This is a genomic window from Paenibacillus sp. JT31N11 (assembly GCF_056269285.1).
The window spans coordinates 852,108-864,066 of sequence record NZ_JBWDNQ010000001.1 but is presented as its reverse complement, the minus strand read 5'-3'; the positions used below and the strand labels follow the sequence as shown (position 1 = coordinate 864,066).

11 protein-coding genes are annotated in these 11,959 nt (G+C 52.7%); 3 read left to right on the top strand and 8 right to left on the bottom strand.

Features of this window, described 5'->3' with window-relative positions:
• Nucleotides 1-134: 134 nt before the first annotated feature.
• The 3 genes from AC0YNV_RS03845 to AC0YNV_RS03835 all read right to left on the bottom strand — a co-directional run bounded on the left by AC0YNV_RS03845 (nucleotide 135) and on the right by AC0YNV_RS03835 (nucleotide 3,111).
• Nucleotides 135-1,004, bottom strand: coding sequence for an AraC family transcriptional regulator (locus AC0YNV_RS03845; protein WP_475765943.1), 870 nt, complete (start codon nucleotides 1,002-1,004; stop codon nucleotides 135-137).
• Between the two features lie 299 nt (nucleotides 1,005-1,303).
• On the bottom strand, nucleotides 1,304-1,915 hold the full coding sequence (locus AC0YNV_RS03840) for a GNAT family N-acetyltransferase (RefSeq protein WP_475765942.1): 612 nt from the start codon (nucleotides 1,913-1,915) through the stop codon (nucleotides 1,304-1,306).
• Nucleotides 1,916-2,229: 314 nt separating this feature from the next.
• Entirely contained in the window at nucleotides 2,230-3,111 is an 882-nt protein-coding gene (locus AC0YNV_RS03835; protein WP_210044007.1) for an SDR family oxidoreductase, read from the bottom strand.
• Between the two features lie 97 nt (nucleotides 3,112-3,208).
• Between AC0YNV_RS03835 and AC0YNV_RS03830 the strand changes: the two genes are divergently transcribed.
• From AC0YNV_RS03830 to AC0YNV_RS03820, 3 genes are all read left to right on the top strand, one after another.
• A complete protein-coding gene (locus tag AC0YNV_RS03830) occupies nucleotides 3,209-4,117 on the top strand; it encodes a helix-turn-helix transcriptional regulator (protein ID WP_475765940.1) in 909 nt (302 codons plus the stop codon).
• Between the two features lie 72 nt (nucleotides 4,118-4,189).
• The gene (locus AC0YNV_RS03825) at nucleotides 4,190-5,143 is read left to right on the top strand and encodes an alpha/beta fold hydrolase (protein ID WP_475765938.1); all 954 of its coding nucleotides are present in this window, start codon (nucleotides 4,190-4,192) and stop codon (nucleotides 5,141-5,143) included.
• On the top strand, nucleotides 5,124-5,468 hold the full coding sequence (locus tag AC0YNV_RS03820; protein WP_475765936.1) for a hypothetical protein: 345 nt from the start codon (nucleotides 5,124-5,126) through the stop codon (nucleotides 5,466-5,468). Before AC0YNV_RS03825 ends, AC0YNV_RS03820 begins: the two co-directional genes overlap by 20 nt.
• A gap of 325 nt (nucleotides 5,469-5,793) precedes the next feature.
• On the opposite strand, the gene AC0YNV_RS03815 is transcribed toward AC0YNV_RS03820, so the two are convergent.
• The 5 genes from AC0YNV_RS03815 to AC0YNV_RS03795 all read right to left on the bottom strand — a co-directional run bounded on the left by AC0YNV_RS03815 (nucleotide 5,794) and on the right by AC0YNV_RS03795 (nucleotide 11,935).
• Nucleotides 5,794-6,795 (bottom strand): ABC transporter substrate-binding protein, encoded by a 1,002-nt coding sequence (locus tag AC0YNV_RS03815; RefSeq protein WP_475765934.1) that lies wholly within the window; start codon nucleotides 6,793-6,795, stop codon nucleotides 5,794-5,796.
• 28 nt (nucleotides 6,796-6,823) lie between these two features.
• On the bottom strand, nucleotides 6,824-7,849 hold the full coding sequence (locus AC0YNV_RS03810) for a FecCD family ABC transporter permease (protein WP_475765932.1): 1,026 nt from the start codon (nucleotides 7,847-7,849) through the stop codon (nucleotides 6,824-6,826).
• Nucleotides 7,850-8,902: a FecCD family ABC transporter permease gene (locus tag AC0YNV_RS03805; protein WP_210044012.1), complete on the bottom strand. Its 1,053-nt coding sequence runs from the start codon at nucleotides 8,900-8,902 to the stop codon at nucleotides 7,850-7,852. It lies immediately after the preceding gene.
• A 460-nt stretch (nucleotides 8,903-9,362) separates the two neighbouring features.
• Entirely contained in the window at nucleotides 9,363-10,808 is a 1,446-nt protein-coding gene (locus AC0YNV_RS03800) for a serine hydrolase domain-containing protein (RefSeq protein ID WP_475765930.1), read from the bottom strand.
• 89 nt (nucleotides 10,809-10,897) lie between these two features.
• On the bottom strand, nucleotides 10,898-11,935 hold the full coding sequence (locus AC0YNV_RS03795; protein WP_475765928.1) for a dienelactone hydrolase family protein: 1,038 nt from the start codon (nucleotides 11,933-11,935) through the stop codon (nucleotides 10,898-10,900).
• Between the last annotated feature and the right edge of the window lie 24 nt (nucleotides 11,936-11,959).

Below are 11,959 nucleotides of genomic sequence, written 5' to 3'. Positions count from 1 at the left end.
AGTTATGATCTGGGAACCCTGTCATAGGACTTTATGGTTTTTCTATACTGTTTCTCTGTGCTTGAGCCGAAAAAAACAAAGACCAAGGAAGGCCGAAGCCATCCCTGGTCTTGTAATGCTGCTCTGAAGCGATCCTATTTTTTCACAATGGGGGTCCAAATCTCGCAGCGGTAGTCATCTGCAGCCACATCACCCGGCAGATATACCTCCATTTCCGGCGCCCCGGAATGTTCATATCCCGTGGCCGGAAACCACTCTTGATAGATTCGGCCGAACATATCCTGAATCGCTCCGGGCACCGGCCCGACACAAACGAATATCGCCCAAGTGGAAGCGGGGATTTCCCCCGATGTGAACCCTTCTGCAGGTGATGCGCTGTCTGCTGCTTTGGTGGCAATCATGTAATGATAATCCTCTTTACCCGCTTCCATGCCCGTCATAATTCCAAACAGGATTCCGTCCTCACTCATGGAAGCAAGTCTGTGAACGGTGCCGTCCCGTTGACATTCCTCCCAGAAGCTCGAGATTTGCCGCATATGCTCATTATCCTGGCATGTGACAGCAGCAGACTTTCCCACAACAGCAAAAGCCTCTTTCTCCTCAATGCGATAATCCACGTTCGTATCTCCTTTCAGTGATAATTGGAAGGAAATGCGGGGAAATGCTTTAAGAACAACACCCGGATTACGTGCCTCCGATGGAGCGATGCCGTGAATTTTCCGGAAAGCCTTGGCGAAGGACTCGGGCGAGTCATAGCCGTATTTGAGCGCTACATCCACTACCTTCGAGGATGAGACCGCGAGCTCCTGCGCGGCTATGGTCAATTTGCGTTTACGCATATACTCGGCCACCGTCATTCCCGTCAACATATGAAACATGCGCTGAAAATGAAACGGGGACGAAAAAGCCGCTTTCGCAATTTCTTCGATTCCCAGAGGCTCCTCTATTCTATTCTCCATCAGGTCCAGGGCATTTTTCATCCGTGTCAGCCAATCCAACCGCATAACCTCCCTTTGTTATTCATTCTATCACCGACTTATCGGGCATGCCTGTCATTGCGTGCTTTCCGCGAACCGGTTCGGTTTCCACAAGCATGAAGCTTCTTTACGATAAACAAAAAAATCCTGTCTCCCTATTTTCACTCACAAAGGGTGCCAAGATTTCTTGTGGATTGCAGTATTGCGTCACGGGAACACAATTTTTGCCCATTTAGTCAAAATATCAGATCTACTAATTTTCGGCTCCGCGCCGACGAAGCTGCCCAGAGTGTACGAGTCGATTCTGGTTCAGCCTCAAAACAGCCTCAATCCTGATGGTTACCGTCAAACGCAGATTCCGGTTCCAAGCTGCGTTTCCCGAGCAAATCCTTCAGCACCGGACTCACAAAGTCCGCTGCCTGGCAGCTCATCGTAAGTTGATAGGACGCTTGTCCATCGACATCCCCAGCTGGTGATCGTTTAACTTCCTCTTTGAAGCCTGCTTTCTTGTATGCTTGAATAGCCCCGGGATTGGATTCATCCACGACTAATGAAACCTGCCGCAATCCCAATACCGTGAAAGCATAATCCAGTACTAATTGAGCGGCTTCCGTACCAATTCCTCTGCCTTGATGCTGTTCTTCGCCAATAATAATAGCAAACTCCGCGAGAGCATCTTCCCTTTCCAGATACGCAATTCCGATCGGGAGCGCGGGTTCTTTGTCATAGATTGTGAAGAATATGTAACGCGGATTGGACGAAAAATCACGGTAGGCTTCCTCCTGCTCCTCCGGCGTTAACGGGTCCGGTTTGTCGATGTTCCGGTCATGGACAAAATGCCTGTTCCATCTGTAATACAGCTCTATATACTCCGCACGCAGCGGTCCCAGTCCGACCTTCGAGCCGCCAAATTGGATAACAGGATGCTTTCCCTTCATATGGAACCCCCTTGTATTACCTTTTTTTTAAAAAAAGTCGAGTGAAATGAAGACTCCGGTTTATCACAGGCCTTCCCGGAGCCTGGAGGGTTTGTGCTGCAATTAGAAGAAGAAACCGCTGAAGCCGTCCTTGACGGCTGAGTTAGTTTCTTCCCTCAAACCATATAGAACATTATAGGCGTGAACCCTATACATTTTATATAGTCAAAAAGAAACGGCTCCGCCGTCCTATGGTGGAGCCGCTAGTTTCTTCCCTCAGAAATATAAGCAAAGGTTAATGGAATTTTATCGTTCAGGCTGCTCCAGGCTCGAGTCTACTCCGTATGAGGAAAGCCGTGCTTTTTGGCATAGTTCCCCCAATGGGGTTTTCTGCCGTCCACATCAACAAAGCCATACTCGTCGGATAGCTGCCAGCTGCCAAAGACCTTCCCGGACTTTTCCGATACGTCAGGGTCCGCAGCGAGCGCGGCGACTCCTTGTCCGAGAAGATACGGCGTTTCCGATTCCGCGTAATGGGGTTCCTGCTTAACCGCATCCATCCAGTTCGCTTCTTGTACCCCAAAATGCTCCAGCATCTGCTCCGAGCGAAGAAATCCGGGGGTGACTGCAAGCGCAGTGACCTGGTAGGGACGAAGCTCTTCAGCCATTGCAGCCGCCAGGTGAATAGCCGAGATTTTGGCCAGGCTGTAATATAAATTCACACGGTACCCATATCCAATCCCATCGGTCACTTCGATGATTAATCCCTGTTTTCTCGCAGCCATTAATGGTGCGGCATAATAACTGGTAATCATATGCGTGCGTACTCCGCGGTCCTGCATTAACAAACCGTTGGACAAGGAATGCTCCCAGAAGGGCGTATTCCATTCAAACAGCTTTTCCCCGCCCCAGATATCATTAACGAGAATATCCAGAACACCGTTTTGTTCTGCTTTCACCCGTTCGAACAATAACTTCACTTCTTCCTCCACGGTATGGTCCACCCGAACGGGAATTCCCGTACCGCCGGCAGCCGTCACCATCTCCGCCGTTTCTTGAATCGTTTCCGGCCGGTTGATGTCCGACGGATTTCCTCTGACGCTGCGGCCCGTGCAATACACCGTCGCACCCGCCGCTCCAAGCATCACCGCGATCGCCCTCCCCGCCCCGCGGGTCGAACCGGCCACTACGGCTATTTTACCATGCAAAGGTTTCATCGGCATGTCCTCCTTCATATTCATCCTTCATCGCTCCCTTCAGAAATTTATGTTACAGTATATCTACGACAAATTATGACGTAATTAGGTGATGGAAATGAACAAAAGAAGAATAGCCATGATGCAGATCATCGATTCCCGGAAAAAATTCACCGCCAGAGAGCTGGCTGAGCGCTTTGACGTATCGGTCCGCACCATTCAGCGGGATCTCGACCATTTGCAGCAAATGGGTTTCCCGCTTTACACGGAGGTTGGGCCCCACGGTGGCTACCGCGCCCTGCCGAACCGGATTCTGCCTCCTCTGCAGCTTACGCAAAATGAAGCCTTCGGCTTGTTCCTGATGCTCCAGGCACTGGAAAAAATACCGGATTTCCCGTTCGAATCCACCCGCTCCCATTTGGCGGAGCAGTATTACGCCAGCCTCCCGGTCGATACCCAGGACGGCATTGATCGGATGAGAAAGCATATTGTCTTCAATCAGCAGCGGCCGCCTGCCGCATCCCCGTTTACGACAGTGCTCCTGCAGGCAGCCATGGACAAGAGATCCATCGAGTTTCTCTATCATTCCCGGGCAGGCAGGAAGAAAACGCAAGTGTATCCGCTGGGCATCTACTATGAAAACGGACTTTGGTACATGCCTGCCCGGAATAAGGAGCGGATACTCCTCTACCGCGTTGATCGAATTGAACAAGCCGCCGTGCTTGCCGGTACGGATGACAGCCTTCCCACGCTTACAGAATGGATGGCTTCCAGCGATAATCGTCCAGGTGTTGAGGTTCTGCTGCATTTCACTGCCGAAGGAGCAAGGCTCGCCCAATTCGAACAGCTTTTTCATACAGTGGCCGATAGAGGCAAGTGGCGGGAGGATGTGCCTCTCGAGGAGCTGCCGTTCCTTGCACGTCAGCTGCTCAAGTTCGGTCCTGAAGTGAAAGTTGTTCTGCCAACACAGCTTCAAGAGCTTGTTGTGGATATGCTCCAGCGTAATTTGAGTCAATATCTGCGTTAAGAGAATATGAATAACCGACTGGGCGATCGCCGCATATATTGAAGCATCTATCCGCGAAGGGATTAAAAGCTTATGAATCGATATGTACCATCAGGGTACGGCGGCTATCACCGGAATTCCTTGATGCCGCTGCCTGTTTCTCCATATTTCTGGCCGTATCCATACTACCCGCTATATCCCGGCGATTTGCGCCTCAATTCCCGCTTTCCCTTTGCTCCTATGCCGACGTGGTCTGCGCCGGTTCCCGAATCGCTGCCCTCTGCGGCATACCAGGAGAAATGGTCCGCGCAGCGCCTTACTTTTGTACTGATTCATGGAGCCTGGGCCGATGCGGGCTTCTGGAACGGGATTGCCGCGCATCTTCGCAAAATGGGCCACACGGTTTATACACCTGACAATCCGGGTCATGGCCCGGATACCAATAAAGATGTCACACATGCGATGATTACCCGATCCGTTGCCGATTTTATCACGTCAAGAGATCTGCAGAATATCGTCCTTGTGGGACACAGCTTTGGCGGTTCGGTCGTCCAAACCGTTGCCCAGCTTATGCCGGAACGCATCAAGCGGCTGGTCTTCTACAACGCCTTCATTATCAAAGACGGAGAAGCGGTAGCCGATGAGTTTCCGCCCGATGCGCTCGAGGTCTTCCGGAAGCTGAGAGAAAGCTCAATGGACGATACGATTATGCTTCCCTTTCCCTTCTTTCGCGAAACCTTCGTCAATCTGGCCAGCCTGGAAACAGCCCGCCGCATTTACAGCGGCATCGCGCCCGAACCTGCCAAGCCTTCTTACGACAAGCTGGACCTCAAGAAATTTTACTCGCAGAATTTCCCGGCAAGCTATGTATACTTTACGGAGGATAATGTGCTGCCTCAAGGGAACAGCGAGTACGGCTGGCATCCCCATATGTCCAGCAGGCTGGGGCTGTTCCGTCTCCTCAAGGGCCAAGGCGACCATTTGACCACAGCCAAAACAGACCCGGGCCTGGTAGCTGCCCGGATCTATGAAGCCGGAAGGGATTAAGCTGCCGGAGAAATTATTGAATGACGCCCGCTTTTTTCAAATCGTCCAGCATCGCTTCGCGCACTTCATTGCCTTTATACTTCTCGTCATGCGTCGTCTCTCCCACTGGCTGCACAAATATTTCGGCGTGTCGGTCCTATTCGGCATCGGTCCGGCTGCTTCCGGCATCATTCCGGCTTGCATCCCTCTCAACCTCGGGAATCAGCACGCAATAAGGAAAAACCGTGCTGCCGCGCCAAGACAGCGTTCAGATAGCCCGAACGGCCGCTCCAGCAAGGAATTTCCGGCTTGCATCCCTTTCAACCTCGGGAATCAAGCACGCTAGAAGGAAAAACCGTACTGCCGCGCCAAGACAGCGTCAGATTGCCCGAACGGCCGCTCCAGCAAGGAATTTCCGGCTTGCCTCCTCTCAGCCTCGAGAATCGAGCACGCTAGAAGGAAAAATCGTGCTGTATCATTAATTCCTTTGCTGTCTCCTCGCCGACTGCAAAAAAGTGAAACTTATAGCCCCTTTATGGTCAAAAAAAGCACTCTCGTCTCCACGTTATACGTGGTTCCGAAGGTGCTTTCGTTTGTTTAAGGGGCAGTCTTCATAAGATCCTGTCCAAATAGACAGCCCATACCTTACCTAAACCCGCTCTCGCTGACGTTTACTTGGCAAACAGTTTCTCGGCGTCATCCAGAGCCATGCTTTGACCCATGGAGGAATAATCCAGCCATCTTTGTCCGTCAAGGATATAAACATGTTTGTTTTTGACGGCTTTCAGGTTTTGCCACACCGCATTTTTCTCCATTTCTTCGAAATTGCTCTTCGCTTCGCTTCCGACGCTGATAATCACGAAGATCGCATCCGCGTCAAAATCCGGAAGGACCTCTTTGGAAATAACTTCGAAGGGCTTATCCGCGGCAATTTTCTCCACGCCGCTCGCCGGCTTCAGCTTCAGATCATCGAACATAATCGGCCCTACAGGATTTCCGGTGCTCATGACGCGCAGCTCCTTGGCTGTCATGCGAATGGCCATTACCTTGGCGTCCGCGCCGAGCTCACTATGAACCAGCGTCTGAACCCGCTCCGCCTTGGCAGCATAATCCTCGATAAAGGCTTCCGCTTCCTTCTCTTTCCCCACATGCTGGGCAAGGAGCTTCAGATGGTCGCGCCATGTGCCTTTATTCATATCCACAACGATCGTCGGGGCAATTTTCTCGAATTTGGAGACGTCCTTGCCTGAATATTCTTCATCGAGATAGATGTAATCGGGCTTCGAGGCGAGCAGAGCTTCCATATCCGGATCGGAAACGGTCCCATATTTCGTCGCACCCTTCAGAAGATCCGCGACATGGGGCAGAAAATCCTTCACATCGCCGCCTACCACCGAACCGATTGGCGTGATGCCAAGAGCAAGCAGGTTGCTGGTAATATGGATGGACAAAGAAGCAATTTTTGCATTCGCATCGTGCACGATAAAGTCCGGTGCCGGAGCCTCCGTATCCGTCGAGGTGTTCTCAGGAGCTGCGCCCTCATTCGTCGCGCCTTCAGTAGTGTTTCCTGCTGTATTTTGCGGTGCCGGTTGGTTGGAGTCCGCCGATTGCCCGCAAGCGGCCAATAGACCAATTATCATAATCATGGATACGAGTACCAAAACCTTCTTCATTGTCGATGTTCCTCCATTGATGTGTAATTTATTTGTCTGTTTTGAAGAGCAGGTAGAGAAAATAGGGTCCTCCAATGGCTGCGACCACAACCCCCGCCGGAATCGCATTGGGATGAAAAATCGACCGTCCTATGGTGTCGGCTGCGACGAGAATGACCAGACCCACCAGCGCCGCTACCGGCAGAAAATGCCGATGCTGCGGACCGGCGAGCCGTTTGGCGATATGGGGCGCCGCCAGTCCGATAAAGCCGATCCCGCCGGCCATCGAGACGCTGACGCAGGAGAGCGCCACCGCAAGCGACAGCATGAGCAGCCGGTTTTTCGTCACATGGCTGCCTACGCCTGACGCAACATCGTCGCCCAAGGCGAAGATATCCAGTGTCCGGGAGCGCATATAGATGAAGGGAACGATCAGTACAATCCACGGCAGCAGCGCCCATACGTGAATCCAGTCTCTTCCCCAGACGCTGCCGGCCAGCCAGCTGGCCGCGAAGGAATAGGTATCCTCATCAAGCCGCAAGGACAACAGCAGCGTAACGGAGCTGATTCCGGCCGCAACGGCGATGCCAACCAGTATCAGGCGGATCGGCAGCAAGCCTCTGTACCGGTCATAGGCGAATATGAAAATGATAACAGCCGTCGCTGCTCCCCCTGCAAAGGTAAACATCGGAATCATGAGCGCGGACGGGCCCTCCATCGTGCGGAAGAAGGACACGAAGATCATAAGTCCGAATGCCGCTCCTGCATGAATACCGAGTATGCCGGGATCGGCAAGCGAATTTCGGGAAACCCCCTGAAGCACAGCGCCGGAGATGCCAAGTCCAATGCCTGCAAGCATCGTGATCAGGATACGGGGAAGCCGGAAATCGAACATGATCATCGTTTCATCCGTTGAGCCGTTCCCGAGCAGCGTCCGTCCCACGGCTAACGGGGATAAGCGGATCGTGCCCGTATTCAGGCTGATGAGCACAACCGCCAGTGCAATCAGGAACAGGATAAGACTGGCATAAAATGCTCGTCTTGCTCTTTTTTTGGCCTGCGCCTCGATGTCCATCTACAAATCTCTCCTTTCTTTACGCGCCAGGTAAAGAAAGAAAGGCACACCTACAAGTGAAACCATTGCCCCGATCGCAAATTCCCTGGGAGGGCTGACCATCCGGGACGCGAAATCCGCCCAAATGAGCAGCACCGCTCCCAGCATAGCGGATAAGGGTATCAATATCCGGTAATCCACTCCGATCAGCCGCCGCGCGATATGCGGAACAACGAGGCCGACAAACCCGATGGAGCCTGCAGCCGATACGGATGTTCCGGCCAGAATGACGGCAGCCGTCATACCGAGCAGACGGATTCTCCCGGTCCGCACACCTAAACTCACAGCTGACTCCTCCCCCAGCGACAGGAAGGTAATGGAGCGTCCCATCGTAACGGACCAGATCAAAGTAAGCATAATCACAGGAACCAGCACCCTCAGATGCTCCCAGGTGACACCCGCTACCCCGCCGGCATACCAGAAAGCCAGATCCTGACTCAAGTCGAAGTAGATCGCAATTCCGGTGCTGAGTGAATGAAGCATGGCTGCGACAACCGCTCCTGCTATCGTGAGCCGCAGGGAAGTAAGTCCGCCTTTCGCAGCCGAGCCGAGCCCCATTATAAACAAGGTAGTCAGCGCCGCCCCGATGAATGAGAAGATCATCAGCATGGAGTAGGACAAGCCGGGCAGGAAAGCAAAGCAGAGCGCAACAACGAACGCTGCCCCCGCATTGACGCCAAGGATGCCGCTGTCCGCCATCGGATTTCTCGTGACACCCTGCATAAGCGCACCTGACACCGCAAAAGCCATGCCTGTAATCATGGCCCCCAATACGCGGGGAAGCCTGAATTCATGAATGATCTGATGGGTTGTCACGGTGGAATCATAATGAAAAACGGCCGCCCATACTGTGGCAAGCGTCATATCCTTGGCGCCGTAGGAAATAGCAAAAAACATGCTGAGAAGTAATACTGCCGCAGCAGCGGCAAACCATATTCCTGTGATGAATCCTTTACTCCATTTCATAGCGGACGAGTCGGAAGGCCTCCCTCTAGCAATAATACTGATAATCATTATCAATGACTTTTTCTATCTTACCACAGAAAAAGTTGCCCCGCATTAATCAAGCTTTGTAATCCGCAATTTTTTTTACGGGCGGCGGCCGATATGGGACAAATCAGCCAAATGAGCCGCTTTTTTGTGGCAAATTGATGACAGAGAAATCGAAAAGGCCGCCGGATTGCTCCGGCAGCCTTGTTCCATTGTTCAAGAAGAAACGGCGGTCGCCGTCCTTTTGGCGGCACAGCAGGCTTCTTCCCTGGGACCTTATCGAAATAGATATATGTGAAATTTATATTCTATAAGGTTAAGAAGTACCGGCTTCGTCGTCCTTTTGACGGGAAAGCCAGTTTCTTCCGTCAGCCTTATAGAAATTTATAGGTGTGAAACTTTTACATTCGATAAGGTGAGCTATTAGCAATAGCCAGGACCGCGCATTGCTGAAACGTCTTCCGCCTGCACAGTCGCCGGACCACTACGCCAATTCCGTTAACCGTCCGCGGATTTCAGCCTGAGCGGCGGATAAAACGTTTGAATTCTGCTTCAACAGGATATTGTCCCCGTCAAACAGGATCTGGCTGTTAATAGAAAATGGCGTTTCGACAAACCTCAGCGTCAATTGAAGCGTGTCCGGCTGCTGCCACGTAAAGCTCGCAGCGAGGCGTTTATCCTGATCCTGAAGCAGCCGCGTGGAGCCTTCCACCCACTCGCCCCGGCCCAGGTTAATGCTGTATTCATTGTCCTGTTTACGGAGAACGATGGTTGCACCCTTGTCTTCGAAGGAGACGGATAGGCTCTTCCACTTCTGTTCATTATCTTCAAGCTCATATTCCCTGCCGGAGAAAGCTTCTTCCAGAGGGGAATCCGGCTGCAGCCGCGGCAGTTGGATGGCCAGCGCCTCCAGTCGGGATTCAAGCTGCGCCTGCGATTGCGGATCCGGAGAAAGCGGCGACGGCTGCATCGCAGGGAGCAAGTGATCCCAGACGGCGTTCATGACACCCTGCATATCGTTGGTGCCGCTTGTGATTGCGATAACGGCGTCCTGCTCCGGCATCACGATACAGAATTGCCCGAATGCGCCGTCACCGCGATATACCCCATGCCTGCAGCGCCAGAACTGATAGCCGTAGCCCTGCGCCCAATCATTAACTCCGCCGTCTCCGTTGGATATTTGGCTGGACGTCGCTTCCTCGATCCACTCCTCTGTCAAGAGGCGCTGTCCATTCCACATCCCTTTCTGAAGATATAACTGGCCGAACCTGGCGATATCCTCTGTGGTAACGTTTAATCCCCAGCCTCCGACATTGATTCCCCGGGGACAGACATCCCAGGCCGCTCCCTTTATGCCAAGCGGTTCGAACAGGCGCGGCTGCAAATATTCCAGCAGGGTCTGGCCTGTAACCTTCTGCAGGATGGCGGAGAGCATATAGGTAGCTCCGCTGTTGTAGACAAAATGAGTACCGGGCTCATGCTCGACGGGAGCCGCAAGAAAGGCTTTTGCCCAATTGCCGTCTTCGCTCTGCTGCATCCCGCTTGTGGTGTCCTTGTCATTGCCCGTTCCCATCATGAGCAAATGGCGGATGCGCATAGCCGCCAAATTCGGTTCGATTGCCGCAGGGGCATCGTCCGGGAAGAACGATAGAACAGCATCATCCACTGACAGCAACCCTTCCGCAGCGGCGAAGCCGATGGCGGTGGAGGTAAAGCTTTTGCTGAGCGAGAACAGCATATGGGGAAGATGGGATGCATAGGGAGCCCACCAGCCCTCCGCTGTTACCTGGCCGTGCCTGAGTATCATCAGACTGTGCAGCTCCAGATCTCGTTCTTGCACGGCATTCAAAAAATCAATTACAGCTGCGGAGGGAATTCCTTGTGCTTCCGGCTGACTTCTGGGTAGATGCAGATTTGTCCGTTCCATCATTTCATTCCTCCTTTATACTACTAACGTACTGCAGCGCCAGAGGAATGGCAAGCATTTTTGTGTGCGCTTTCATTATCATGCTGTACGCATTATCCGCAATCAGGCCTTCCATTCAATTTAGCCTCAAGCCAGTCGAATGCAAGGCGTCCGGAAACCTCGTGTTTTCCCGAATGAATATCCTGAACCAGCTCTTCTTCCGCATTCGCTGCACGATAAATGGAACGCAAATGTTCTATCGCCTTTACCGCTCCCTGAATCGGAAATCCGCTATCTTCCTGGCCCGCCTCTATCAGCAGCGGCCTGGGCGCGATCAAGCCCCAAATATCCGGCATTTCGGCATATTGCAGAAGCCCGGGAATGTAATTGTCGGCACAATGAGGCTTTGCCAGAATGCTGTCTCTGAAGGTGTTGGTATACCCGCTGATAACAACCGGGCCGATTCTGTCATCGATGGCAGCCGTTAATGCCGTGACCAGCCCTCCTCCCGAGAATCCCATGCTTCCGATTCTGCCTGGGACCGTGTCGCTGCGGGATACTAGATAGTCGGCACAGCAGATCATTTCATGCACACGGTACCCGGCAAGCGTTTTTCCGGCCATCAGCAGGTTCGTCGCCAACCGGAAGCATGAATTTTCTTTGGGGTCCTTGGCCTGGTCCTGCTCCAGCCTCCTGTCCCCGAGTCCCAATAATTCGGGAACGATTACCAGTATTCCCCGTTTGACCAGCTCGACGGGATAATCCTTGTAGCTTCCCGGTTCTCCGGCCCGGTCGCTTCCGTCGGGGAGCAGGCCGATCAGCTGTTTATAACCGTATCCGTGACCGGGACAGGCGATCACTGCCGGATAAGGCGGCACCGCATTTTTAGGTATCAGCAAATAACACGGCATTGTTAAATGGGGAGCCGTATGGAGCAGTAAATGCTCCCGGACGTATGCTCCATAATCCTCCCGCCCGAGAACAACCGGGTCCGGATTGACAGCTTCTGCAGCAGGCAGAACGATGGCCTTTTTCAAAGCATGAACAAGTGCCGGCCTCCAATCCGCCCATTCTGCATATGTTCCCGATTTGAAAGAATAATCGGGAGTACGCTCATAGAATTGTTCGAGGAAAGCGTCAGGGGTCCACATGACAGATGCTCCTTCTCCCTTCAA

Bases quoted from the DNA above. Each gene is read 5' to 3' on its own strand.
- AC0YNV_RS03845 (WP_475765943.1), bottom strand. From the start codon at position 1,004: ATGCGGTTGGATTGGCTGACACGGATGAAAAATGCCCTGGACCTGATG.
- AC0YNV_RS03840 (WP_475765942.1), bottom strand. From the start codon at position 1,915: ATGAAGGGAAAGCATCCTGTTATCCAATTTGGCGGCTCGAAGGTCGGA.
- AC0YNV_RS03835 (WP_210044007.1), bottom strand. From the start codon at position 3,111: ATGAAACCTTTGCATGGTAAAATAGCCGTAGTGGCCGGTTCGACCCGC.
- AC0YNV_RS03830 (WP_475765940.1), top strand. From the start codon at position 3,209: ATGAACAAAAGAAGAATAGCCATGATGCAGATCATCGATTCCCGGAAA.
- AC0YNV_RS03825 (WP_475765938.1), top strand. From the start codon at position 4,190: ATGAATCGATATGTACCATCAGGGTACGGCGGCTATCACCGGAATTCC.
- AC0YNV_RS03820 (WP_475765936.1), top strand. From the start codon at position 5,124: ATGAAGCCGGAAGGGATTAAGCTGCCGGAGAAATTATTGAATGACGCC.
- AC0YNV_RS03815 (WP_475765934.1), bottom strand. From the start codon at position 6,795: ATGAAGAAGGTTTTGGTACTCGTATCCATGATTATGATAATTGGTCTA.
- AC0YNV_RS03810 (WP_475765932.1), bottom strand. From the start codon at position 7,849: ATGGACATCGAGGCGCAGGCCAAAAAAAGAGCAAGACGAGCATTTTAT.
- AC0YNV_RS03805 (WP_210044012.1), bottom strand. From the start codon at position 8,902: ATGATTATCAGTATTATTGCTAGAGGGAGGCCTTCCGACTCGTCCGCT.
- AC0YNV_RS03800 (WP_475765930.1), bottom strand. From the start codon at position 10,808: ATGATGGAACGGACAAATCTGCATCTACCCAGAAGTCAGCCGGAAGCA.
- AC0YNV_RS03795 (WP_475765928.1), bottom strand. From the start codon at position 11,935: ATGTGGACCCCTGACGCTTTCCTCGAACAATTCTATGAGCGTACTCCC.